This window comes from Bosea sp. 685, from assembly GCF_031884435.1.
GTDB lineage: Bacteria > Pseudomonadota > Alphaproteobacteria > Rhizobiales > Beijerinckiaceae > Allobosea.
Genome location: NZ_CP134779.1, coordinates 3,628,352 through 3,653,455 on the forward strand (window position 1 = coordinate 3,628,352; position 25,104 = coordinate 3,653,455).

21 protein-coding genes are annotated in these 25,104 nt (G+C 66.3%); 11 read left to right on the forward strand and 10 right to left on the reverse strand.

The genetic code is table 11. The features are described 5' to 3' along the window. Positions 1–3: 3 nt before the first annotated feature. Entirely contained in the window at positions 4–1,191 is a 1,188-nt protein-coding gene (locus tag RMR04_RS18245) for an ABC transporter substrate-binding protein (RefSeq protein ID WP_311909751.1), read from the reverse strand. 496 nt (positions 1,192–1,687) lie between these two features. Next, the gene (locus RMR04_RS18250; protein WP_311909753.1) at positions 1,688–2,998 is read right to left on the reverse strand and encodes an aspartate aminotransferase family protein; all 1,311 of its coding nucleotides are present in this window, start codon (positions 2,996–2,998) and stop codon (positions 1,688–1,690) included. A gap of 98 nt (positions 2,999–3,096) precedes the next feature. Here RMR04_RS18250 and RMR04_RS18255 point away from each other — a divergent pair, with 98 nt between their 5' ends. Together RMR04_RS18255 and RMR04_RS18260 are read left to right on the forward strand one after the other, a co-directional pair. Continuing rightward, positions 3,097–4,005, forward strand: a complete 909-nt coding sequence (locus RMR04_RS18255; RefSeq protein ID WP_311915875.1) for a LysR family transcriptional regulator — start codon at positions 3,097–3,099, stop codon at positions 4,003–4,005. 245 nt (positions 4,006–4,250) lie between these two features. Then, entirely contained in the window at positions 4,251–4,751 is a 501-nt protein-coding gene (locus RMR04_RS18260; protein WP_311915877.1) for a MarR family winged helix-turn-helix transcriptional regulator, read from the forward strand. Between the two features lie 272 nt (positions 4,752–5,023). Here the strand turns inward: RMR04_RS18260 and RMR04_RS18265 are convergent, their stop codons facing one another. The 7 genes from RMR04_RS18265 to RMR04_RS18295 all read right to left on the reverse strand — a co-directional run bounded on the left by RMR04_RS18265 (position 5,024) and on the right by RMR04_RS18295 (position 14,102). Next, entirely contained in the window at positions 5,024–6,571 is a 1,548-nt protein-coding gene (locus RMR04_RS18265) for an indolepyruvate oxidoreductase subunit beta family protein (RefSeq protein ID WP_311909754.1), read from the reverse strand. 9 nt (positions 6,572–6,580) lie between these two features. Next, entirely contained in the window at positions 6,581–8,734 is a 2,154-nt protein-coding gene (locus RMR04_RS18270; protein WP_311909755.1) for a thiamine pyrophosphate-dependent enzyme, read from the reverse strand. Between the two features lie 150 nt (positions 8,735–8,884). Next, entirely contained in the window at positions 8,885–9,310 is a 426-nt protein-coding gene (locus tag RMR04_RS18275; protein ID WP_311915878.1) for an organic hydroperoxide resistance protein, read from the reverse strand. A gap of 37 nt (positions 9,311–9,347) precedes the next feature. Next, positions 9,348–10,061 carry an ABC transporter ATP-binding protein gene (locus tag RMR04_RS18280; RefSeq protein ID WP_410492133.1) on the reverse strand — a complete coding sequence of 238 codons (714 nt, stop codon included), beginning with the start codon at positions 10,059–10,061 and terminating at the stop codon, positions 9,348–9,350. Continuing rightward, complete coding sequence (locus tag RMR04_RS18285) at positions 10,061–11,830, reverse strand: branched-chain amino acid ABC transporter ATP-binding protein/permease (protein ID WP_311909756.1); 1,770 nt, start codon at positions 11,828–11,830, stop codon at positions 10,061–10,063. Before RMR04_RS18285 ends, RMR04_RS18280 begins: the two co-directional genes overlap by 1 nt. Continuing rightward, on the reverse strand, positions 11,827–12,870 hold the full coding sequence (locus RMR04_RS18290) for a branched-chain amino acid ABC transporter permease (protein ID WP_311909757.1): 1,044 nt from the start codon (positions 12,868–12,870) through the stop codon (positions 11,827–11,829). Before RMR04_RS18290 ends, RMR04_RS18285 begins: the two co-directional genes overlap by 4 nt. Before the next feature lie 83 nt (positions 12,871–12,953). Then, positions 12,954–14,102, reverse strand: a complete 1,149-nt coding sequence (locus tag RMR04_RS18295; protein ID WP_311909758.1) for an ABC transporter substrate-binding protein — start codon at positions 14,100–14,102, stop codon at positions 12,954–12,956. A 167-nt stretch (positions 14,103–14,269) separates the two neighbouring features. Here RMR04_RS18295 and RMR04_RS18300 point away from each other — a divergent pair, with 167 nt between their 5' ends. Continuing rightward, positions 14,270–15,124, forward strand: a complete 855-nt coding sequence (locus RMR04_RS18300) for an alpha/beta fold hydrolase (protein ID WP_311909759.1) — start codon at positions 14,270–14,272, stop codon at positions 15,122–15,124. 22 nt (positions 15,125–15,146) lie between these two features. Here the strand turns inward: RMR04_RS18300 and RMR04_RS18305 are convergent, their stop codons facing one another. After that, positions 15,147–15,935: an aspartate/glutamate racemase family protein gene (locus tag RMR04_RS18305; protein ID WP_311909760.1), complete on the reverse strand. Its 789-nt coding sequence runs from the start codon at positions 15,933–15,935 to the stop codon at positions 15,147–15,149. A 504-nt stretch (positions 15,936–16,439) separates the two neighbouring features. Here RMR04_RS18305 and RMR04_RS18310 point away from each other — a divergent pair. The 8 genes from RMR04_RS18310 to RMR04_RS18345 all read left to right on the forward strand — a co-directional run bounded on the left by RMR04_RS18310 (position 16,440) and on the right by RMR04_RS18345 (position 25,007). Further along, on the forward strand, positions 16,440–17,408 hold the full coding sequence (locus tag RMR04_RS18310; protein WP_311909761.1) for a PDR/VanB family oxidoreductase: 969 nt from the start codon (positions 16,440–16,442) through the stop codon (positions 17,406–17,408). Positions 17,409–17,554: 146 nt separating this feature from the next. Beyond that, positions 17,555–18,868: an aromatic ring-hydroxylating dioxygenase subunit alpha gene (locus RMR04_RS18315; protein ID WP_311909762.1), complete on the forward strand. Its 1,314-nt coding sequence runs from the start codon at positions 17,555–17,557 to the stop codon at positions 18,866–18,868. Positions 18,869–18,878: 10 nt separating this feature from the next. Continuing rightward, positions 18,879–19,361, forward strand: coding sequence for an aromatic-ring-hydroxylating dioxygenase subunit beta (locus RMR04_RS18320; protein ID WP_311909763.1), 483 nt, complete (start codon positions 18,879–18,881; stop codon positions 19,359–19,361). Between the two features lie 5 nt (positions 19,362–19,366). Continuing rightward, positions 19,367–21,040 (forward strand): AMP-binding protein, encoded by a 1,674-nt coding sequence (locus RMR04_RS18325; protein WP_311909764.1) that lies wholly within the window; start codon positions 19,367–19,369, stop codon positions 21,038–21,040. Further along, positions 21,040–22,221 (forward strand): thiolase family protein, encoded by a 1,182-nt coding sequence (locus RMR04_RS18330; protein ID WP_311909765.1) that lies wholly within the window; start codon positions 21,040–21,042, stop codon positions 22,219–22,221. The genes RMR04_RS18325 and RMR04_RS18330 overlap by 1 nt, the downstream gene beginning before the upstream one ends. Then, complete coding sequence (locus RMR04_RS18335; protein WP_311909766.1) at positions 22,218–23,462, forward strand: SDR family oxidoreductase; 1,245 nt, start codon at positions 22,218–22,220, stop codon at positions 23,460–23,462. Before RMR04_RS18330 ends, RMR04_RS18335 begins: the two co-directional genes overlap by 4 nt. A 28-nt stretch (positions 23,463–23,490) precedes the next feature. Continuing rightward, positions 23,491–24,285, forward strand: a complete 795-nt coding sequence (locus tag RMR04_RS18340) for a cyclase family protein (RefSeq protein WP_311909767.1) — start codon at positions 23,491–23,493, stop codon at positions 24,283–24,285. Next, on the forward strand, positions 24,282–25,007 hold the full coding sequence (locus tag RMR04_RS18345; RefSeq protein WP_311909768.1) for an SDR family NAD(P)-dependent oxidoreductase: 726 nt from the start codon (positions 24,282–24,284) through the stop codon (positions 25,005–25,007). The genes RMR04_RS18340 and RMR04_RS18345 overlap by 4 nt, the downstream gene beginning before the upstream one ends. Positions 25,008–25,104 lie beyond the last annotated feature (97 nt).

The following is a 25,104-nucleotide window of genomic DNA, read 5'->3' on the forward strand; positions in this document are numbered from 1 at the left end:
CGGTCAGCGCGGATAGTCGATATCGGCGGAATAGGCGCCCTTGACCACCGGCTTGCCGTCTTCGATCTGCAACAGGATCATCGGCAGCTTCGCCTGGTTGTGGTCGTCGAAGGTCACCTCGCCGACGGCGCTGTCATATTTGATCTTGGCGAGCGCATCGCGGACCTTGGCGCGGTCGGTGCTTTTGGCCGCCTCGACCGCCTTGCCGAGCAGGTTGACGGTCTCCCAGTGGACATAAGCGTGGTTGTTGGGCGCCTCGCGATATTCGGCCGTGAACCGGGCGACGAAACCCTTGCTCTTGGGGCTGTCCCAGCCCGGCAGCCAAGCCGCGGCCTCGACGGCGCCTTCGAGCGCCTTCGGCGCCGACTTGATCGTCTTCTCCGTGTTGAACTCGCCATTGCCGATCAGCGGCACCTTGCCGGCGAGCCCGACCTCGGTCATCTGCCGCGCCACGATCGGCGTGGTGTCGGCGAGGCCGTACATGATGATCGCCTGAGCGCCGGAATCGCGGATCTTGGCCAGCACGCTGCGGAAATCGACCTCGCCTTCCTTGTAGTAGTCTTCGGTCAGGATCTGGCCCTTGAAGCGCGGCAGGTACTTCTTGGTGAACTCGATCGCCGAGCGGCCATAATCGCTGTCGACCGAGAGCACGGCGAATTTGGTGAAGCCGCGCTTCTCGGCGGCATATTGCGCGACGATCAGGGCGCGGTTCTCATCGGTGGGATAGTTGCGGAAGCTCCATTTGAAGCCGCCGACGCCCGCCGCATAAGTGATCTTGGGGTTCGACGAAGCTGCGTTGATCAGCAGGACGCCGGCATCCTCGACGACGGGCTGCATCGCCAGCGTCACGGAGCTCGACACGTCGCCGATCAGGAAATCGACCTTGTCCTGGTCAATCAGGCGTCGCGTCGCCGAGACGCCCTCGACCGGCGTGCCCTGGCTGTCGGCGGAGAAGATCTGGATCTTGCGGCCATCGATGCCGCCTGCCGCGTTGACGTCCTTGGCGGCAAGCTGTGCGCCGCGCAGCGAGAAGGCGCCGTAGCGGGCATTGGGCCCGCTCATCGGCGCGACGATACCGAGGCGGATGCTGTTGTCCTGCGCCAGTGCGGAGGTCTCGAAGGCAGGCGCGCCGGCAAGGCAGATGGCTGATGCGAGAAGGCAGAAGGCCCTGCGGTGAACTGTGTTGGCCATGATCGACTCCGTTCCCTGATCGTGTTCCGCGATCGCGTCGCGGTTAGCCGGAACCGGCTTCGTCGCATGCACGCAACGATCCGACCCGATCGGGCGCGATTTGCAGGCCCGATGGGAGAAAATTCTAGGTTCGGCGGGTTCGCTCTGGGAACCACAACTGCATTCTGCCGCCATAGCGTTTCTTTATGGCGCGGCGCGGCGCGACGATAAATCGTAAGGGGCCGCGTCGCGCGCGACGGCCCCTCCGGCGTCGAGCAGGCGCGGCGGCTCGCTGATCGATGATGATCTCAGATCGGGGCGCCTGGTGGTGACGCTGCCGGTCCCGGCGCTGACCAGGGGGACGAGCTGGCATGTCGTGACCGTCCCCGGCAGGCGCAGGGACGAGGCCTTTCAGCAGTTGCTCGCCTGGCTGTGCACGGAAGCGCAGACATAGGGCCTTCGACTATCGCAAGGACGCGACCTGATCGGTTCAGCTTGAAGTCGCTTCTCGCCAGGGTCAGTTCGTGGCGATTGCGCTGTCGATCGCGTCCGACATGATCGCCAGGCCGCGGTCGATCTCGGCCTCTGAGACCGTCAGCGGCGGCGCGATCCGGAAGACGCCTCCCATGCCGGGAAGCTTGACGATGTTCATGCTGAGGCCCCGGCGCATGGCCTCTTCCATGACCTTGGCCCCGAGCTCGAAGCCCGGCGCCTTGCTCTGCCGATCGGTCACGATCTCGAGCCCGAGAAGGAGGCCCCGCCCGCGCACGTCCCCGACGCATTCGAACCTCTGCTGAAGGGACAGGAGTCCATTACGGAGCCGTTGCCCGCGCGCGATGGCCTGCTCGACCAGGCCGTCGCGTTCGACCACGTCGAGGACCGTCACGCCGACGGCGGCCGGGAGCGGATCGGAGACATGGGTCGTGTAGAACAGGAAACCGCGCTCATGCGCCTTCTCCTCGATCGCCTGCGAGGTCATCACCGCCGCGAGCGGCAGGCCGGCGCCGAGCGTCTTCGACAGCGTCAGAATGTCGGGCGTGACGCCGTCGCGCTGGAACGCGAACATGTTGCCGGTCCGGGCGATCCCGGTCTGGGCCTCGTCGAGGATCAGCAACATGCCCCGCTCCTCGCATTTGCGCTTGAGCGCGGCGAGATAACCGAGCGGGAGTTCGAGGATGCCGCCGCTCGACAAGATCGGTTCGGCGATGAACGCGGCGAGGTTGCCGGTCGACTGGCTGTCAATCAGCGCGAAGGCGTCGTCGAGTTCGGCCTGCCAATCATTGGAGCCGTCCGGATGGGTGAAGCGCGGGCGGTAGGAGTTGGGCGCAGGGATGACGAAGGAGCCGGCGGCGACCGGCCCATAACCCCTCCTGCCAGCGCTGTAGGTTGCCGCCGCCGCTGCTCCCGTCATGCCGTGCCAGCTCTGTGCGAAGGCGACGACCTCGTGCCCGCCGGTTACCAGCTTCGCCATGCGAATGGCGGCTTCGTTCGATTCCGCCCCGGTGGTGAGGAGCTGCACCCGGTCGAGACCGGGAGCGAGCGCGGCAAGACGCGAGGCCAGATCGACGACCGGGCGCGACAGCATCCCGCTGAAGAGATGCGCCACCGACCGCATCTGCCGGTCCACCGTCGCGACGATGTCGGGATGGGTATGGCCGAGGACGGCGCTCATCTGGCCCGAGGTGAAGTCCAGGATGGCGCGGTCGTCGGCATCATAGACAAAACTGCCCTCGGCCCGCTCGACGATGATCGCTTCGAAATCGGGCCCATAGCGCGTCAGATGTGTGTTAGCGGCGGCCCAGAAGGCGGGATCGGCGTTCAGCGACATGGGTCACCTCGGAAGCGGGAGTGTCCAAAGGCTAGTTGCGCCTGTTGCACTGCGCAAATTGATATTCTTTCAAGCCGATATCGATTAAATTGATGACCATGCGCACGCTCGACCTCGCCTTGCTCAGGAACTTCGCCGTCATCGCACACACGGGCTCGATCAGCGTCGCCTCGTTGCAGATCGGGCGGACGCAGTCGGCGTTGAGCATGCAGATGCAGCGCTTGGAAGCGCTGACAGGCCAAGCTCTGCTGCACCGCAGCGGCTCGGGCGTGCGCTTGACCACAGCGGGAGACAAGCTGCTCGCCCATGCCGAAGCCCTTTTGGCCAGGCATGACGAGATCCTCGCCGACATGCGGGGAACAGGCCTCAAGGGCTCGGTCAGCCTCGGCTGTCCCGAGGATTATTCAATCGCATTTCTGCCAGACCTGTTGCGGGAGTTTTGTGCCCTGCATCCCGATGTCGAGCTGCGCATGGTCTGTGCGCCGACCTCTGAGCTGCGCCCCCTGCTCCATCGGCGGCAGATCGAGATGGCGCTCGTCTCCCTGCCGGATCCGGCCGGCGCCGAGGTCATCCGGAAAGAAAACTTCGTCTGGGTCGCAAACGCAGCCGAGCCGGAGATCCTTGACCAGGCCGTCCTCCCACTGGCGCTTTCGGCCCCGATGACGCTGGACTATCGCGCGGCCTGCGACGCCATGGAAGCGGCTGGCCGTCGCTACAGGGTGGCCTTTGCGAGCAACAGCCTTGCGGGTCTTATCGCCATTGCCCGGTCAGGCCACGCCATCAGCGTCCTGACGCAAACCGCAGTTCCGCCGGATCTGCACATCGTCTCGGCAGGATTGCCGTTGCTTCCCGCGATCGGGATTGCGCTGGAGTTCGCGGAGCTGCGGCCATCATCCGCCGCGAGAGCTTTGGGCGACCACATCGCGGCCGTACTGCCGACCCTTGCAGGCGATGCGCGCCCGATATCTCGGCCCGGGAGTCCGTCTCCTGCCTTGCGCGGACTGTGAAGGCAGACGCCAATGGGGGCGAATTGCAGCCGCCTGAAACAACCATTGCTGGCTCTCATCGAAGCGTGAGGGCGCGATCGAAGGCCGGCTGACGTCCCAGTTCAGCCCTTGGTCCAAAACCGACGCTGAGAGCGGCTGCCTCCGGCTTGCACAACTGGATTGACAGATGGCGGGGGCGGCTGCATCGCAATGCCATGAGCGACGTGACAAAGACGGGTGCCGGTTCGGAATCCGCCGGGCAGCAATTGGACGAGCGGCTTGGCAGCGGGGTTTTGCGGCGCGGCGGGGCCGAGGCCAGCCCTGCCATCGGCGAGATCGGTCTCAACCAGTTTGCGCCCTATCTGATGAACCGGGTGGCGTCGCGCTGGAACAGCAACCTCGCCGACGCGCTGAAGGCCCACGGCATGACCACCCCGAAGATGCGGGCGCTGGCGGTGCTCTGCGTGACCTCGGGGCTGACGATCAACGAATTGGCGGTCTTCGCCGTCACCGAGCAATCGACCATGAGCCGGACCCTGGATTCGCTGGAGGAACAGGGCCTCATCCGCCGCCAGCAGCGCAGCGAGGACATGCGCGTCCGCGAAGTTCATATCACCGAGCAGGGCCGCAGCGCCTTCGAGCAGATCTGGCCGATGATGTACGCCATGTTCGTCAACATGTTCGACGGCATCGACGAGGACGAATACCAGGCCTTCACCGGCACCCTGCACAAGGTGCTGCGCAACATCCGCAAGCACGATATCTGAGCGCCCGTCTGGAAGCTCCGCGAGCCGTCATCCTGAGGAGCGCTCCGCAGGAGCGCGTCTCGAAGGATGCTCCAGGAGGCTCTGCCCTGACCACCTATGCGCCGTCGTCCCGGGCGTAGTGAAGCGCAGACCCGGGACCCATGCCGGAGCGCTGCCTGGTTAGGCTCCGGCATGGATCCCGGATCGGCGCCGCTGCGCGGCTTGTCCGGGATGACGACGTGGTTCCGGGGATGAACGGCCTCTGACCACGCCGAATCCGAGCACCGCCGAACCTACAGGCTCGCAACCGTCTTCAGCGCGCCGTCCAGCGCGATACCTTCCTCGTCGAGCAGGGCGGCCTGGCGCAACCGTCTCAGCCAGCTGGCGCCGTCCTCGCGCGCGATCAGCATCGGCAAGGCCTGGAGCACCCGGTCGAACTTGGCGGCGCCACGGGCATGGGTGTCCGAATAGCCCTTCACCAGCCGGCGGCAGCCGAGCACTTCCACGGCGAGATCGTAATTCGCCGGCAGGGTCTCCAGCGCCTGATCGAGCCATCCCGCGAGATGGCCCATCTCGCGGGCGTGCCGCAGCGTCTTGCGGCGCATCGGCTTCAGCGCGGAGACGAGATAGAGCGCGCTGAACCACAGGATCGTGCCGGTGCGCACGCGGCGGCCGCGATTGACGAAGCGGTCGAGCCAAGCGACCAGTTTCGGGCGGGCCTCGAGCCAGCGGCCGATCCCGCCCGGCAAGGTGCCGATCACCTCCTCCATGCGCGGATGCATGAACTCGGTGGTGTAGAGGAGCTGGTCGGGCTTCACACCGACCTCCTGGCGCACCCGCTCGAAGCGGCTGGCGCGGACCTTGAGATCGGCGACGCGGATGACGTCGTCATAGGCCATGGCAACCGCGAGATATTTGGCGGCCGCAAGCGTGAAGGCATGGTCTTTCGCGAGCCCGCCATGAGCCTGATCCTGCTGATGCAGCCGGGCGACGCGATCGAGATAATCGCCCGCATAGGCTGGATCCTGGAAATCGACCAGCTTCTTCACCCCGGCGAAGAGCATGGCCTGGGCCGTTTGCGGGAATTGCGTACGGATGCGCTCGAGCAGCGCATCGAGCACGGGCTGGCCCGTCGTTGCCGGCAGCGCCTCGAAGCGCTTGGGCGCGGCTTTCGAGACCGCGTCGCGCGGCTTCTCGCGCACGCGCTCATAGGCCGCAACGAAAGCCCGCAAGCTCGCCTCGATGCCCTTGCCGCCGGCCTTGATCACGTTCTCGAACGCCGCCTTGCCGAAGGGCAGGACATTGGCGGCCGCCAGCGCCCCGAACATCGCCGAGGAGATCACGCTGCCATAGGTTTCGGCCAGCGCCTGCATGTCGAAGGCGATCATCCGCTTCGCCGCGACATCGGTCGCGTCCACCACGGTGAGCGGATCGCCGACGCCGTCGCCGGGCTGCTCCTTCTCGACCACGGCATAGGCGCGATGGGTCGAGGCGATCAGGGTCGTGCGGTCGGGCGTCACCAGCCCGCGCAGAATCGAGCGGCCGGCTTCCATGAATTCGGCCGCCAGCACGATGTCGACATCGCCCGGCGTCGGCATCAGCGACAGCACCGGCAGCCGCCCGCCCTTGGGCGGGAGCATCTCGATATAGTAGATCGTCGCGCCCGTGCGTTGCGCCACGCCCGGCACCGAGGTCGATTGCGCGATGAAGCCCTCAGTCTCCGCCAGCGCCACGATCCAGTCGGCCAGAACACCGCCGCCCTGCCCGCCCATGGCGAGGATCGCGATCGAAAGCGGCTTGTCGGTGGAGAGGCCGGTCCGGGTGATGTCAACAGCGGTCATCGCAAAACCTCATGCCGGAAAGGCGATGCGTCGGCGCTCGCGCCGGCGCTGCAGGAAGCCGATGACCGCTGCGCGCAGCCTCGCCATGACACGATCGAGCCCTGTGGGATTATGGATGATGTCGGCACGGTAGAAGGATGGGCAGAGGACCGCCGCCTCCGCCACCTCCCCGCAATTGCCGCAGCCGACGCAGGAATTGTCGATTGCCGCCACCGGATCGTCCTTGAGCGGGTCGTCGGTGTGCTTGACCGAAAGCGAGGGGCAGCCGGAGAGGCGGATGCAGGCATGGTCGCCGGTGCAGACATCCTCGTCGACGCCGAAGCGCTCGCGCACCACGCGCTTGCCGTCCTTTACCGCTTTAGTGAAGAGCGGCTTGATGCGGCGCTGCTTGTTCAGCATGCATTCGGAGGAGGCGACGATGATCTTGGGGCCCTTCTCCTTGGTCGTCAGCGCCTCGCGCAGCGTGTCGCGCATCTTGGCAACGTCGTAGGTCCGGTCGATCTGGCGCACCCATTTCGCGCCGATGCCCTTCACCGCCGCAGTGATCGAGTTGTTGGTCTGGCGGCCGGGATTGCGCGCGCGCGACGAGAGGATGTCCTGCCCGCCGGTCGCGGCCGAATAGTAATTGTCGACGACGAGGATGACGCCATCCTGCTTGTTGAAGACGGCGTTGCCGACGGAACTGGCGAGCCCGTTATGCCAGAAGCCGCCATCGCCCATGATCGAAATCGAGCGCTTGTCGGCCTCGACGTTGAAGGCCGAGGCCGAGGCCGGGCCAAGGCCGTAGCCCATCGTGGTCGCGCCGATGTTGAAGGGCGGCAGGATCGAGAACAGGTGGCAGCCGATATCGGCCGCGACATGGTGCTGGCCGAGCTCCTTCTCGACCAGCTTCATCGCAGCGAAGATCGGCCGTTCCGGGCAGCCGATACAGAACCCGGCCGGCCGAGGCGGCACGACCGCGCCCAGCGCCTTGACCTTGGGGTCGTCCAACACCGCGCTCGGGTCCGGCAGCGGCGGGCGGTTGCCGAGCAGCAGGCGGGCATGGGTTTCGAGGAAGGTGCCGAGGCCCTTTGCCAGCACCTGCGCGGTATATTCGCCACCCATCGGCAGCATGTCCTTGCCGGCGATCTTGGTCTGGATGTCGCGGCGGCGCAGCAGCGTGTTGAGCGCCTGCTCGATATATTCCGGCGCGCCCTCCTCGATCATCAGCACGGCCTTCTTGCCGGCGCAGAAGGCCACGACCTCGTCGTCGATCAGGGGATAGGTGACGTTGAGCACATAGAGCGGGATCGCGGACTCGCCGTAGACATCGGCCAGCCCGTGCTGCTGCAGGGCGCGCAGCACGTTATTGTACATGCCGCCCTGCAGGATGATGCCGACGTCGCCGTCCTCGGGGCCAAAGACTTCGTTGAGCTTGCGCGCCTTGATGAATTCGACCGCCGCCGGCCAGCGCTTCTCCAGCTTCTCCTTCTCATGGATGAAAGAGGCCGGCGGCAGCACGATGCGGCCGGTGTCGCGGACAGGCGTTTCCAGCGCCTGGCGCAGCGTGAAATCCGGGCGGCGGTTGTCCTTGGCGACGAATTGACCATGGACATGGCAGGTGCGGATGCGCACCTGCAGGATGACCGGCGTGTTGGAGGCTTCCGACAGGGCAAAACCGTCCTCGACCGCCCCTACGATGCTCTCCAGGTTCGGCCGTGGGTCGAGCATCCAGATCTGCGACTTCATCGCGAAGGCGTGGCTGCGCTCCTGCATGATCGAGGAGCCTTCGCCGTAATCCTCGCCGATCACGATCAGCGCGCCGCCGGTGACGCCGCCCGACGCCAGGTTCGACAGTGCATCGGAGGCGACATTGGTGCCGGCGGTCGATTTCCAGGTGACGGCGCCGCGGATCGGATACATCACCGAGGCCGATAGCATGGCTGCCGCGGCCGCTTCCGAGGCCGAACTTTCGAAATGCACGCCGAGGTCGTCAAGCACGTCCTTGGCGTCGGCGAGCACGTCCATCAGATGTGAGATCGGCGAGCCCTGATAGCCGCCTACATAGGAGACGCCGGACTGGAGCAGCGCCTTGGTGATCGCCAGGATGCCCTCGCCGCGAAAGAGCTCGCCTGCGCCCAGCTTGAGATCCTGCACCTCGCGCTCGAATGACCGTTCAGCCATGGAAGCCTCCTTCGTCGATGATCGCTGCCGGATCCGCGCCCGCTAGAGTATTTCCGCGTTTCTCCGAATCGCGGAAATACTCTAAGTTATTGTTTTGGCGCATTTTCTTTACGCGAACCGGTCCCCACTTCGCTCGAAAATGCGCTTGCATCACAGGACGCTCAGCCGCACCGCGATGTTGCCGCGCGTCGCATTCGAATAGGGGCAGCGCTCATGCGCGCCCGCGAGGATCTCCTCGGCGATCTCACGATCGAGCCCCGGAAGACGCACTGCGAGCTCGACCTCCAGCCCGTAGCCGACCGCGACCGCACCGATCCCGACAGCTGCCGTGACCGCGACATCGTCGGGCAGGTTAAGCTTGCGTTGCCGGGCGACGAGCTTCACGGCGCCGAGGAAACAGGCGGCATAGCCCGCCGCGAAGAGCTGTTCGGGATTGGTGGCCGCGCCACCAGCGCCGCCCAACTCCTTGGGAACGGAGAGCGCGACATCGAGCACGCCGTCGCTCGAGACCGCGCGCCCGTCACGCCCGCCGGTCGCCGTCGCTTCAGCCCGGTAGAGCACTTTTTCGAGCCGCATCATGGTATCGCTCCGCGTGAGGTCGAAAGCATGGCGGTCAGTGCCCGCCGAGATAGGTCGCGATCAGTCTCGGATCGTGGATGAGTGTCTCGGCGGGTCCGGAACGGACGATCTCGCCGGTCTCCAGGACATAGCCGTAATCGGCCGTCTCCAGCGCCGCCCGCGCATTCTGCTCGACGAGCAGCACGGAGACGCCGAGCTCGCGCAGGGATGCGATGATCCGGAAGATGTCGCGGACGATCAGGGGGGCAAGGCCAAGGCTCGGTTCGTCCAACAGGAGCAGGCGGGGCTTGGCCATCAGCGCCCTCCCGAGCGCCAGCATCTGCCGCTCGCCGCCCGAGAGCGTGTTGGCCAATTGCCCGCGACGCTCCAGCAGGCGCGGAAAGCGGTCGAAGACCTCGTCCAGGTCGCGGCGAACACCGGCGCGGTCGGCGCGCCGGCTATAAGCCCCGAGGATCAGATTGTCGGCGACGCTCATCTCGCCGAACAGTTCGCGCTTCTCCGGGACCAGGCAGAAGCCGCGCTCGACCCGGGCCTCGACATCGAGCCTGCGCAGGTCGAGGCCGTCGAAGATCATCGACCCGGTCGAGGGCAGCAGGCCCATGGCGGCGGCCAGGAGCGTGGTCTTGCCGGCGCCGTTGGGGCCGATCACCGTGACGATCTGGCCGGGCTGGATCGACAGCGAGACGCCGCGCACCGCCTCGACCTTGTCGTAGGACACATTGAGATCGGAGAGCGAGAGCAGCGCCATCAGGCCGTCCCCCCGAGATAGGCATCCTGCACCCGCGGATCGCGCCGGACCTCGGCGGGCTCGCCCTCGCAGAGCTTGCAGCCGAAATTCATCACCACGATCCTGTCGACCAGCCCCATAACGAATTCCATGTCGTGCTCGACGAGCAGGATGGTGAGATGTTCCGAGCGCAGCGATCTGAGCAGTGCGGCAAGCGCCTGCTTTTCCTGGCGGCGCAATCCGGCCGCCGGCTCGTCCAGCACCAGGAGGACAGGGTCGGAGGCGAGCGCCCTGGCGATCTCGAGCACGCGCTGGTTGCCGAGCGGCAGGTTGCCGGCAAGCTCGAACAGCTTGTCGCCGAGCCCGACGCGTTCGAGCTGTTGCCTGGCGGCGAAGCGCGCTTGCGCCTCCTCAGTGCGGTCGAGCCCGAAGGCGCCGCTCAGGAAGCCCGCATGCGTGCGCGGATGGGTGCCGAGCAGGACATTGTCGAGCAGGGTCATTTTCGGGCGCAGTTTGACGTGCTGGAAGGTGCGCGCAATGCCGGCGCGAGCGATCTCGCGCTGGGGCGCGCGGGTGATGTCCTGGCCCAGGAAGACGATCTTGCCTTCATTGCAGCGCAGGGCACCGGTCAGGAGGTTGAACATCGTGCTCTTGCCGGCGCCGTTGGGGCCGATCAGTCCGAGGATCTGGCCGGCCTCCAATTGGAAGCTGACCTTGTCGACGGCGACCAACCCGCCGAAGCGGCGTTCCGCCGCCTCGACGCTGAGCAGCGGCGTGCCCGGGGCGGGCTTGGCCCGGGATGACAGCGGCGGAGCCTCTCGCGGCGTCTCGACCCGCAGGCTCGGGAGCAACCTCGTGATCGCCGGAACGATGCCGCCGCGCGCACGCTGCAGGAAGACGATGAAGATGATCGAGAACGCCACGATCTCCAATTGGCCAGACGCGCCCTTGGCGATCAGCGGCAGATAGTCCTGGATGCTGTTCTTCGACAGGGTGACGAGCGCTGCTCCAACGACCGCGCCGAGCAGTTCGGTCGCGCCGCCGACCATCGCCATCATCAGATAGTCGATGCCGACATGAACCTCGAAAGGCGCCGGGCTGACGAAGCGGCTGAGATGGGCGTAAAGCCAGCCTGAGAGGGCTGCAAATAGCGCGGCGATGACGAAGGTCGCGAGCCTGGTGCGGAAGGCGTCGATTCCCAGGCTCTCGACCAGGAGATTGCCGCCGCGCAGCGCCCGCATGGCCCGCCCGGCGCGGGAATCCAGCAGGTTGTACGACAGCAGGAGCGCGCCCAGGACCACCGCCCAGATCAGGTAGAAGATCTGCCAGCTCGCCACCAGCGCAACCGAGCCGAGCGAGATCGGCGGAACATTGGCGATGCCGTTATGCTGGCCGAGCCCATCGATGGTGCCGAACAGGAAATAGATCGACAATCCCCAGGCCACGGTGCTGAGCGCCAGGAAATGACCGCCAAGCCGCAATGTCAGCGCGCCCAAAGCGGCCGCGACGCAGCAGGTCAGGACGACCGCCAGCACCAGGCCGAGCCAGGGCGAATAGCCCTGCACCGCGCTCGCCCAGGCGGTCGCATAGGCGCCGATCCCGACGAAGGCGGCCTGGCCGAACGACATCATGCCGCCGATCCCGGTCAGCAGGACGAGCCCGAGCGCGACGAGGCCGTAGATGCCGATATAGTTCAGCAAGGTGATGCTGAAGGGGTTCATGTAGAACGGCGCGGCCGCCAGCAGAGCAACGCTGCCGGCCACGATCAGGCGGATCTGGAGCGGGCTCATTCTTCGGCCTCATCCTCAGCCTCTCCCACGGTGAGCGAGCGCCACAGCAGCACGGGGATGAGGAACGAAAACACGATGACCTCCTTGAAAGCGCTGCTCCAGAAGGATGCAAAGCTCTCCAGCAGGCCGACGAGGACGGCGCCGAGCGCCGTGATCGGATAGCTCACCATCGCCCCGATGATGGCGCCGACGAAGGCGCGCAGACCGAAGAGAAAGCCGGAATCGTAGAAGATCGTGGTCACCGGCGAGATCAGGATGCCGGAGATCCCGGCCAGCACCGAGGCCAAGAGATAGGCGATCGTGCCGGCACGGGCCGGCCTGATGCCGACGAGGCGTGCGCCGGTGCGGTTGACCGCCGTCGCGCGAAGCGCCTTGCCGGTGATGGTATAGCCGAAGAAGGCGTAGAGAAGCCCGCTGAACAGCACGGCGCTCGCGACGATCATGAAGGTCTGGAGCGAGACCAGCATGCCTGCGACCTCCAGGCTCGCATCCGTCAGCGGTTGCGTCCGGACGCCCTCGGGGCCGAAGAACAGCAGGCCCAGCCCGACCAGGGCGAAATGCAGCGCCATGGCGACGGTGAGCAGCAGCAGGACCGAGGCATCGGCGATCGGGCGGAAAACGATCCGGTCGAGCAAGGGCGAGATCGGCAGGATCAGGAGCAGCGACAGGGCGATGCGCACCGGCATGGCCAGCGCCGCCCCCGCCGCCAGCCACATCAGCAGCACCGGCACAAGCGGCAAGCCGAGGTAGAACAGCAGCGTATAGGGAATGGCTTTCGCCGCTCCCGCGCGCAGATCGGCGCTGATCTGCATCGCGGTGGCGAGCAGCGCCAGCAAGGCGACGAGCCCCATCGTGCCCGGCAGTTGCTTGGTCTCCAGGGCGGCGAGCGTCAGCCCCGTGAAGGCGGCGATATCGCCGAAGGGCACGAAGATGACGCGCGTCACAGCGAAGATCAGCACGAAGCCGATCGCGATGAGCACGTAGATGGCGCCACTCGCGATGCCGTCTATGGCCAGAATGGCAGCGATGTCACTGGTCATCAGGTTTCAGACCGGGATTGCGAGGGGACATGGCCAGGGGACTTGGCGAGGGGACATGAACGGGAGCGTCTCAGGCGTCGGGCTCAGGGCTCGTATTTCCAGGTGCCGTTGCTCAGCCTGACCAGCACGAGGCTGCGCTCGTCGACGCCATAGGCGGAATCCGGCTTGAAATTGTAGATGGCGTGGACGCCGGCCAGTTCCTTGGTCGCGAAGATCTCATCCTTGAGCGCGGTCCTGAACTCCGGCGTGCCGGGCTTGGCCTTCGCCATGGCGCGCTTGGCGGCTTCGGTGAAGATCAGCCAGGCGTCGAAGGAATAGGCCGAGAAGCCGTCGGTCGTTTCCGTGCCGTTGACCTTGAGATAGCTGGCGCGGAAGGCAAGCGAGAGCTTCTTGCTGAAATGCGTATCCGGGAGCTGCTCGGCGACGATCACCGGGCCGGCCGAGACGAGGATGCCCTCGGCGGCCTTGCCGCCGACGCGGATGAAATCCGCGTTCAGCAGGGCCGGCGTCCCGTAGATCTTGCCCTTGTAGCCGCGCTCGGCCAGCGCCAGCAGCGGCAGCGCCCCTTGCGTCGCGGAGCCGCCATTGAACACCGCATCGGGCCGCGCCGCGACGATCTTCAGGACCTGGCCGGTCACCGAGGTGTCGGTGCGCGCATAGCGCTCATTGGCGACGAGCTTGACCTCGCTGCGATCCTCGGCCGCCTTGGCGCCGGTATAGACCAGATCGCCCCAGGCATCGGAGAAGCCGATGAAGGCCAGGCTCTTGACGCCGTCCTTGGTCATGCGGTCGGTGACGGCCTTGAACATCAGGCTCGGCAATTGCGGGACGGCGATGCCCCAGCGGTCAGTGGTCGGCGGCACCACGACCGGCGCCACGGAAATCATCGGAACCTTGAGTTCGGCGGAGACGGCCATCATCGCGATGGCCGCGGGCGCCTGCGCCGTGCCGATCAGGATGTCGACCTTCTCCTCCTCGACGAGCTTGCGGGCATTGCGCGCGGCCGTCGATGGATCGGAGGTGTCGTCGAGCTGGATCAGCCTGACCTTCTCGCCATTGACGGTGGCGACATATTCATAGGCTGCGGCCATGCCCTTGGCGTAGGGAATGCCGATCGAGGCGCCAGGCCCGCTCAGCGCGGTGACGAAGCCGACGGTGATGTCGGCCCGGGCTGCGGAGGTGGCCAGGATCGTCCCGGCCAGGGCGATTGTCAGGCGAAGGCTGGTTTTCACGGTAGGCTCCCCTCTTTTTTGAATGCGAACGTTCGGGTTCGCGCCGATGCGTAGGCGGTGCGGTTCACCGCAAGATCCGGGCCCAGGTCGCGGCAGGCCGGGACGCGCTTGCCGGGCACGGCCGGCGCTGATAGCGCTCGGCCACGCTTTGCCGACGATGGACGCCGATGCCCAAGCCGAATTCGAAGCCGATGTTGATGTCGAAACCATGCCCCGAGATCGAGCGCCGCTTCGTGGCGACGCCATCCGCCCGCATCCACATCGCCATGGCCGGCGAAGGCGAGCCGCTGCTCCTGCTGCACCAGACGCCGCGCTCCTGGGACGAGTATCGTGACGTCCTGCCGCTGCTCGGCCGGCACTATCGTGCCATTGCGATGGATACGGTCGGCTTTGGCGATTCCCAGGCATTGCCTGCCGGCCAGGATTCGATCGAGAGCTGGGCGGCCTGCGCGTTCGACCTGCTCGACGCGCTCGGGCTGCCTGAGGCCGCGCTCATCGGCCATCACACCGGCTCGGCCATCGCGATCGAAATGGCGGCGGCACGCCCGGAGCGGATCCCGGCGCTGGTGCTCTCGGCGCCGCCTTATGTCGATGCGGCCAGGCGCGCCAAATACGCCGACAAGGCGGTGATCGACGGGGCTACGCCCGGCGCAGATGGCGCGCATCTCCTCGCGCTCTGGCGGATGCGCCAGCCCTTCTATCCCGCGGGCGACATTGCGCTGCTCGAGCGCTTCATGATCGATGCGCTCAAGGCCGGCCGGCTCGCCGCTGAGGGCCACCGCGTCGTCAACCGCTACGTCATGGAGGCGCGCCTGCCATTGCTTGGTTGCCCCACCCTCGTCATCGCGCCGACCGCCGACCCGCACGCCTATCCCGTCGCCGGAAAAGTCGCCGACGCCATCGCCGGCGCGAGCCTGGTCGAGATCGCGGGCGGCATGGTGCCCCTGCCCGACCAGATGCCCGAGGCCTTTACTGATGCCGTGCTCGCTTTCCTGGAGCAGCATCTGCCGCTCCGGAGCTGACATCTGCCGCGTCGACAGCCTGTCAGTCATCCCGGCGCCCTTTCGCCACGAAATGCCTGAAATCGGCGACGGCGCGCTCCGGCGCCAAGGCGAAACTCGGACCCCGGCTCGGCTCGATGCCGTCGAGGCGATGCAGGGCGATAGCCATCTCGGCCGCCTTGAGCGCGACGGCCGCGCAATTGACGACGGGCGCGTGGCCGACCTTGTAACCGCGTGCGCGGCATAAAAGCAGCGCCGGCAGGACGCCCGCCGCAATGACGACGTCGGCGCCCGCCGCAACCAGCGGGCGCGCCTTCTCATCGAAGACCGCCCGCATCCGCGCGAGCGCCGCTTCATCGCCGGCGAAGGCCGGGTTGAAATCCTCGGGCGCGAAGCCGAGCCCGGTCACTCCACTGATGCGCTCGCGCAGGCCGTAGCGCTCGGCCTGTTCGTAATGCCAGACCTCGAAGACCGGATCGATCGAGACCAGGGCCAGCCGCCGCCCGAGCTGGGCGGCGAAATGCAGGGTCGCCTCGCCGGCGCCGACCACCGGAATGCGCACAGCGGACCGCGCCTCATAGAGCCCGGGATCCTGGAAATGGCCCATGACGAAGGCATCATAGTGCTGCGCTTCAGCCTCGATGCAGCGGTCGATGGCCAGCGCTGCGCAGCGGAATTCGGTCAGCCGGCCGAAATCGCGATCAGGCGGGGATATTCCGGCGATGTCGACCGTGGTTCCCGGCGCCGCAATGTCATTGAGATAGGCCGACAGGCGCTCGAGATAAGGCGCGTTCTGCGCCGCATCGACGAAGCTCTGCCACAGGATGCGCATTCGACCCCTACCTCACCCCTGCCCCGACCGAGGAAAACCGATGCGAACCCGGCGCCCGGAACACTCGAATATTTCAAGTTTAAACATATGCATTTGCGTGTCAATCGTCACGAAACTGACTCGATAGCCACCGCGCGAGAGGCACTGGGGACAGCTCCAGGCCCAGCCCTTGAGCCCATAATCGCGAACCATCAGGACGGCGAAAGATGACGATAAAACCGCCATAAAGCCAAAATATCAGCAGATAATGTGCGGCTTGAATAGAATTCGCGCTCGCATCGGATGGGCGCCCGGCCGCCTCGCCCACCCCCGCGAATCCAGATGCGTCACGCCATTCCGATTATATATGCATTTGCAGATAAATTGCCGAATTCGCCTCCCGGACCCGGTTGACGCCCGAAAGCTTCAGACCTAAAATATTCTAGATTGAAGCGGACAGGCGAGGGAAAGACGAGTGTCGCATGCGGTCTCGCCAGCATCCGAAATGGTAGCGAAAGCGCGGCCATGAGCACAAGCGAGCGCCTCGATCTCGTCGTCACCGAAAGCTGCGCGCTGACACCGTCGATCAGGGCGCTGCGGCTCGCCGATCCAACGGGCGCGACGCTGCCCGGCTGGACGCCCGGTTCGCATGTCAAGGTGCGGCTGCCCGATGGCGATGAGCGCTCCTACTCCCTCGTCAATCACTGTGCCGATCGCACGGCCACCGCCGCCCCGCAGGCCTATCGTCTCGGCGTCAGGCTCGAGGAGGCAGGCCAGGGCGGATCGCGCCACATGCACGCCCTCAAGGCCGGCGATCGGGTCAGCCTGTCCCACCCGGCCAATCACTTCCCCCTGGAGCGCTGCGAACAGCCTGTCGTCCTCGTCGCCGGCGGCATCGGCGTGACGCCGATCCTGTCCATGGCGGCAACGCTTCAGGCGGAGGAGCGCCCCTACCGCTTTTTATATGCCGGCCGCAGCCGCGACCAGCTCGCCTTCCTGCCCGAGATCGAGGCGCTCGCCGGCCCGGCGCTGAGCCTGCATGCCGACGATGTCTCCGGCCTGTTCGACATCGCCGGCCTGATGGCTTCGCTGCGGGAGGAGCCGCTCTATCTGTGCGGGCCGACGCCGATGATCGAGGCGGCCATCACTGCTGCCAAGGCGCTCGGCTGGAGCGAGGGTCGGCTGCGCTTCGAGATCTTCGCCGCCCCGGTTCCGGTGGCTGGCGACCAGCCGTTCGAGGTCGTGCTCAAGAGCTCAGGCAGGCGCTATCAGATCCCCGCCGACAAGAGCATTCTCGATGTCCTGATCGAGGCCGGCGAGGACCCGCTGCATGATTGCAAGCGCGGCGATTGCGGCATCTGCCAGATCGGCGTGATCGAGGGCGTGCCCGACCACCGCGACTTCATCCTGTCCGATTCCGAGAAGGCGGCCGGCAAGCTGATGCAGATCTGCGTGTCGCGCGCGAAGACGCCGTCTCTCGTGCTTGATCTCTAGAGCAGGATCGATGGGAAAAATGGGAACCGGTTTTTCGTATCGATCCTGCTCTCACTCTTTGATGAGAAACGGATTCAGATTTCAGCTGGATCACCTTGTGATTCCATCAGAAATCATCCGGCTCTAGCGTTTCCAGGGGGGCTGCGATGGCGCGATATCAGGGCAATGTCGAGGCGGTCAGGAGCCTCGTGCGCGAGACCGAGGTTCACCGCGACGTCTATATCGACGAGGAGGTGTTCCGGCTCGAGATGGAGCACATCTTCGCCAATACCTGGGTCTATGTCGGCCATGACAGCCAGGTGCCCAATATCGGCGATTATTACGGCACGAATATCGGCACGCAGCCGGTCCTGATGGTGCGCCACACCGACATGTCGGTGAAGGTCCTGCATAATCGCTGCCCGCATAAGGGCACGCGCATCACCACCGAGGCCTGCGGCAATACCGGCAAGTTCTTCCGCTGCCCCTATCACGCCTGGAGTTTCCGGACCGACGGCTCCCTGCTCGCGATCCCGCTGAAGAAGGGCTACGAGAACACCGGGCTGGAACAGAGCCATGCCGGCAAGGGCATGAGCCCGGTCGCGGATGTGCGCAACTACCGCGGCTTCGTCTTCGCCAAGCTGAACGCTGGCGGTCTCGATTTCGAGGAATTCTTCGGCGAGAGCCTGTCGAGCTTCGACAATATGGTCGATCGCTCGCCGGCCGGGCGGCTCGAAGTCGCCGGCGGCGTGCTGCGCTACATGCACAACTGCAACTGGAAGATGCTGGTCGAGAACCAGACCGATACCTGCCATCCGATGGTGGCGCATGAATCCTCCGCCGGCACCGCGATCGATGTCTGGAAGAACGCGCCGCCCGGCACGAAGAAGCCAATGGCGGTGGAGATCTACGCGCCCTTCATGGCGCCTTACGAGTTCTTCGAGGGCATGGGCATCCGCGTCTGGCCCAACGGCCACGGCCATACCGGCGTACACCACTCGATCCATTCCGATTATACGGCCGTGCCCGGCTATTTCGAGCAGATGGTCGCGGCCTATGGCGAGGACCGCGCCAAGGCGATCCTCGACGAGAACCGGCACAACACCGTCTATTTCCCCAATCTGATGATCAAGGGCCCGATCCAGCTCATCCGCGTCTTCAAGCCGATCGCGGCGGACAAGACGCTGGTCGAGAGCTGGACCTTCCGGCTGGTCGATGCGCCCGACATGCTGCTGGAGCGGACGCTGATGTATAATCGGCTGATCAATGCGCCGACCTCCGTCGTCGGCCATGACGATCTCGAAATGTATGAGCGCGCCCAGGAGGGCCTGCATGTCGACGCCAACCAGTGGGTCAACCTGCAGCGGCTCTACGACCCCGCCGAGCAGGCGGATGTGACGGCCGAGACCAACGGCACGACGGAGTGGCAGATGCGCAATCAGTTCCGCGCCTGGTCTAAGTTCATGACAATGTCGATGTGATGGCAGGCCGATGACCGCTCCGACACATCAGGACCTGATCGATTTCGTCGTCCGGGAAGCCCGGCTGATCGACCAGCATCGTTTCGAGGAATGGCTCGATCTCTTCGCCGAGGACGGCCATTACTGGATGCCGCTCGAGTGGGGGCAGACCGATGCGCGATTGACGACCTCGCTGATGTATGAGGACAAGCTGCTCCTGAAGATCCGGGTCGAGCGATTGAAGGGCAACCGCACCTTCAGCCAGAAGCCGAAGAGCCGCTGCCATCACGTCCTGCAGACGCCGCAGGTCGACAAGCACGACCCGGCCGGCAACGCATACGTCACCTGGACCCCGATGCATTATGTCGAGACCAGGCTCGACGAGCAGCAGCTCTACGCCGCCTGGGCGACACATATGCTCGCGGTCGAGGACGGCAAGCTGAAGATCAAGCTGAAGCGGGTCGACATCGTCAATTGCGACGCCGCCTTCGGCAATATCCAGCTGTTCATGTGATGGCGATGACGACGCAATTGCCGGCGGGCCCCGACACCGTCTTCGCCGCTTTCGCGGACGCTGCGGCGCGGCATGCGCAGAAGCCTTTCCTGCGCGTGCTACCGGAAACGGCGCGGGCCTACGGCATTGCAGCCGGCGACCTCGGCTATGGGCAGGCGGATCAGGCGATCACGCGGCTGCGCGAGGCTTATGGCCGGGCCGGCTACGGCCATGGCCACCGCCTCGGCATCCTGCTCGAGAACCGGCCGGCCTTCTTCCTGCACTGGTTTGCGCTGAATGGGCTCGGCGTCTCGCTTGTTCCGATCAATCCGGACATGCGCGCAGCCGAGCTCGAATATCTGATCGGGCATTCCGGGATCGTGGCGGCGCTCGCCATCGCGTCACGCCACGGCGATATCGCTGCTGCCGCGCAGGCGATCGGGCGAGCGATCCAGGTTTTCGGGCCCGACGACGCGCCCGCCCCGATCAGCGCGCCTGCGCCGAAAGCCGGCCCGCCGGACCGGGACAGCGAATGCGCCCTACTCTACACCTCCGGCACCACCGGTCGGCCCAAGGGCTGCGTGCTGCCGAACGAATATTTCCTCTATGCCGGCCACTGGTATGCCGGGATCAGCGGCCTCATCGCCATGGCGCAGGGTGCGGAGCGGATGCTGACGCCATTGCCGGTCTTCCACATGAACGCGATGGCCTATTCCGCGATGGCGATGGTGACGACGGGCGGCTGCCTGATCGCGCTCGACCGCTTCCATCCGCGCAGCTGGTGGGACAGCGTGCGCGAGAGCGGCGCGACCATCGTGCATTATCTCGGCGTGATGCCGCCAATGCTGATGAGCGCCACCGAGAGCCCGCAGGACACGGCTCACTCGGTTCGTTTCGGTTTCGGCGCGGGCGTCGACCAGGCGTTGCATGAGCCGTTCGAGCAGCGTTTCGGCTTTCCGCTGATCGAGGCCTGGGCGATGACCGAGACCGGGGCCGGCGCCGTGATCGTCGCCTCCCAGGAGCCGCGCCATATCGGCGAGCGCTGCTTCGGCCGGCCCGGCAGCGAGGTCGAGGCGTGCGTCGTCACCGAGACCGGCGCGGAGGCTGGGATCGATCAACCCGGCGAATTGCTGGTGCGCCACGCCGGGCCTGAGCCACGCTACGGCTTCTTCCGCGAATACCTCAAGGATCCCGAGGCGACGGCGCAGGCCTGGGCCGGCGGCTGGTTCCATACCGGCGACGTCGTCCGGCGCGGCGCTGACGGCTCGCTGCATTTCATCGACCGCAAGAAGAACGTCATCCGCCGCTCCGGCGAGAACATCTCCGCCGTCGAGGTTGAGAGCGTGCTGATGCAGCATCCGGCGGTCCGGCAGGTCGCGGTGGCGGCGACGCCCGACCCGGTGCGTGGCGACGAGGTGTTCGCCTGTATCGTGCTCGAGCCTGGCCAAGTCCTTGAACACGACCAAGTCCTTGGTCCCGACCAGGCTGCGGATGCCGCGCTCGCCGCCGACATCGTCAGCTGGTGTCTGTCGCGCCTCGCCTATTACAAGGCGCCGGGCTATGTCGCCTTCGTGCCGGCCGTGCCGCTGACCTCGACCCAGAAGATCCAGCGCGGCGGGCTGAAGGAATTGGTCGAAGCCTCGCTGGGTACCCCGTCCTGTATCGATACCCGCGCGCTGAAGAAGCGGGTGGCGGCCTGATGGCAACAACCTCATCCACGCGGCGCTCCTATGATGGCGTGGTCGCCTGCCTGCCGGTCACCGTGCCCTATCGCCGCTTCTCGACGGAGAGCGCGGCCTGGTGGATCGGCCGCGCCCTGCACGAGCTCGTCACGCGGGCCGGCCTGCGGCCAAGCGATCTCGACGGCTTCTCGCTGTCGAGCTTCACCGCCGGCCCCGACACCGCCATCGGCCTGACGCAGCATCTGGGCCTCTCGCCGCGCTGGCTCGACCATATCCCGCTCGGCGGCGCCAGCGCGGTCGTGGCGCTGCGGCGGGCGGCGCGTGCCGTACAGGCGGGCGATGCCGATGTCGTCGCCTGCGTCGGCGCCGACACCAACCATGTCGATTCCTTCCGCAAGACGCTCTCGACCTTCTCCCGCTTCGCCCAGGACGCGGTCTACCCCTATGGTTCGGGTGGGCCCAATGCCAGCTTCGCGCTGATCACCAAGAACTACATGAACCGCTTCGGGGCGAGGCGGGAGGATTTCGGCAAGATCTGCATCGCCCAGCGCGACAATGCGCTTGCCGTGCCGCATGCGCTGATGAAGCAGAAACTGACGCTGGAGGCCTATATGGCGGCCCGGCCGATCGCCGACCCGATCCATCTCTTCGATTGCGTCATGCCCTGCGCCGGCGCCGAGGCCTTCCTGGTCTGCCGCGAGGATACGGCGCGCTCGCTGGGTTTGACCGGCGTGCGCATTCTCTCGACGATCGAGCGGCACAACGCCTTCCCCGAGGACCCCATCCAGATCCGGGGCGGCTGGGCGATGGATGTCGACGAATTCTGGGCGATGGCGGGCATCGCACCCGACGACATCGACTTTGTCGAGACCTATGACGACTATCCCGTGATCTCGATGCTGCAATTCGAGGATCTCGGCTTCTGCGGCAAGGGCGAAGGACCGGATTTCGTGCGCAGCCACAGCCTGAGCAATGACGGTAGCTTCCCGCACAATACCAGCGGCGGGCAGCTCTCGGTCGGCCAGGCGGGCGCGGCCGGCGGCTATCTCGGGCTGGTCGAGGCGCTCCGGCAATTGACCGGGACAGCGTTGGGGACACAGGTGGCCGACGCCAGGATCGGCCTCGTCTCCGGCTTCGGCATGATCAACTATGATCGCGGCCTCTCCTCCTGCGCCACCATCCTGGCGCGTTCGGCATGAGCGCGCCCTTATCCCGCCCCAAGCGCAAGAACCCGCTGGCGCGCACGCGCCTGCCCTTGCTGCCGCACGGCCAGCGCAGCCGCACTGCCCATGGGTTGACGGCTGCCGCCGCCGAGGGCCGCTTCGCACTCCAGGTCTGCGAGGATTGCGCGAAGGTGCTCTATCCGCCGCGCGATGCCTGCCCGCATTGCCTCTCCCTGCGGCTGCCCTTCAGGGATGTCGACCCCAGCGGACGATTGATCGTCGAGACCACCGTGCGGATCTCGACCGATCCCTATTTTCGCGAGCGCACGCCCTGGCGTGTCGGCACCGTGCAGCTCAATGCGGGGCCGATGGTCGTGGCCCATCTTCACGGCGACACCGTCGAAGGCGAGCGCGTGAAGCTCGCCCTGAAGCTCGACAAGAGCGGCTCGGCCGTGGTGCTCGCGCTGCCGGCAGAGGAGACGCCCGATATGGAAGCCGACCCGATCCTGCGCGAAATGACCTGCGATCCCAAATTCCGCCGCGTCCTGATCACCGATGGGCGCAACACTGTGGGCCAGGCGATGGCGAAGGCCTTCTCGGAGGCCGGCGCCGCCATCGTCTTCGTCGGCATCGCAGATCCCTGGAAACCCTATCCCGGCATGGCGGCTCTGGCGGCGATCGAGCGCGTCGAGATCGTCCCGCTCGACGTGACCGATACGACCTCCGTCACGGAGCTGGCGGGGCAGAATGGCGGGCGCATCGACATCGTCGTCAACACGGCCGAGCATGTCCGCGCTGGCGGCATCATCGAGCGCGGCGGGCTCAACGTGGCGCGCGACGAGATGGATATCCGCTATTTCGGCCTGATGCGGCTCGCCCAGGCCTTTGGGCCGGCGCTGCGCTTTCGCGGGGCCGACGGCGCCAATTCCGCCGCCGCCTTCGTCAACCTGCTCTCGGTCCATGCGCTGATGAACTGGCCAGCCTATGGCGCTAGCTCGGCTGTCGAGGCCGCCTGCCTGTCGGCCGCGCAATGCCTGCGCGCCGAGTTGCGCCCCGGCGGCGTCAAGGTCGTCAACGCCTTCTTCGGGCCGCTGGAGACCGAATGGTTCCAGACCGTGCCGCCGCCCAAACTCGCGCCCACCGCGCTGGCCAAGGCCGTGGTCGCCGCGCTCCGGCAGGGCGTCGAGGATGTCTTCGTCGGCGACGTCGCGCAGGACATCCGCGAGCGGCTCGCCAACAACCCAAAGGCGCTCGAGCGCGAGCTCGGCGGCGCCTGACCGCACCCGATCCCCGAGGAGAGCCACCATGGCCGCGCCCGACCTTCTCGCCTTCGCCCAGGCCGTCTCCTCCGGCGCGATCCGTGTCGTCGACCTGACCCAGACCCTGACGCCGGACTTCCCGACCATCGTGCTGCCGCCGGAATTCGGCCAATGCGCGCCGTTCCGGCTGGAAGAGGTCTCGCGCTACGATGCGCGCGGGCCGGCCTGGTACTGGAACAACTTCACCGTCGGCGAACATACCGGCACGCATTTCGACGCGCCGATCCATTGGGTTTCCGGCAAGGACCTGCCGGACAACGCCGTCGATACGATTCCCCCGGAAAAGTTCATCGCGCCCGCCGTGGTGCTCGACTGCTCAGTGGAAGCGGCCGCCGACCCCGATTTCGTCCTGACCATCGCCTTCGTCGAAGCCTGGGAGGCGGTGCATGGCCGCATCGATCCCGGCAGTTGGGTGCTGCTGCGGACCGACTGGTCGAAAAAATCCTTCGCCGATTATGCCGGCCTGCGCGATGACGGCGCCCATACGCCAGGCCCCGGCCCCGAAGTGGTCGAATGGCTGGTCGAGGCGCGCGACGTGCACGGCTTCGGCACCGAGACGATCGGCACCGACGCCGGACAGGCGCATCATTTCAACCCGCCCTACCCCGCGCATTTCTACATGCACGGCAAGGGCCGCTACGGGCTGCAATGCCTGACCCATCTCGACCAATTACCGCCGAAGGGGGCGGTGATCTTCGCCGCCCCGCTCAAGATCCGGCAAGGTTCGGGCAGCCCGCTCAGGGTGCTGGCGCTGGTTCCCGGCAAAGGCGCCTCACGATGAGCGAGGTCGCGATCGTCACCGGCGGCAGCGCCGGCATCGGGGCCGCGATCAGCCGGACCTTGCTGGCGCGCGGCATGCAGGTCATCGTGCTCGATCGCAACGCGCCGGATTGGGCGGATGAGCGGCTGGTTCACCGGCAGGTCGATCTGTTCGACGCCGAGGCGACGGCCTCCGTCGCGACCGCGGTCGCCACGCAGCATGCCGTGACGCATCTCATCCATAATGCCGGCGTGATCAGGCCCAACCTGATCGAGGCCACGCCTCCCGGTGACTTCACCGACCTCGCCCAGCTGCATTTCGGCGCAGCGCTGACCCTGCTCAAGGCGGTGTTGCCCGGCATGAGGGAGCGGCGCTTTGGCCGCGTGATCCTGATGTCCTCGCGCGCCGCACTTGGTGCCGCGACGCGTGGCGCCTATGCCGCGACCAAGGCCGGCCTGATCGGCCTGGGGCGAACCTGGGCGCTGGAGCTGGCGCCCGACGGGATCACCGTCAACATGATCGCGCCGGGGCCGATTGCCGGCACGCAGATGTTCCACGGCGTCGTTCCCGCCGGCAGCGAGCAGGAGGCGGCGCTGGCGCGCGCCATCCCCGTGCGCCGGCTGGGCGCGCCGCAGGACGTCGCCAATGCGGTCGCCTTCTTCGCCGGCCGCGAAGCCGGCTTCGTGACCGGGCAGACGCTCTATGTCTGCGGTGGCGCGAGCATCGGGCAGCTGACGGTCTAGCCTCGCGTGATCTCGGATGGACCGCCGTTGAAACCGCATCGTGATTGTCCGACGCAGGCTGTGCCGATCTCGATGGGCATCGTGCCGATGGATAGAG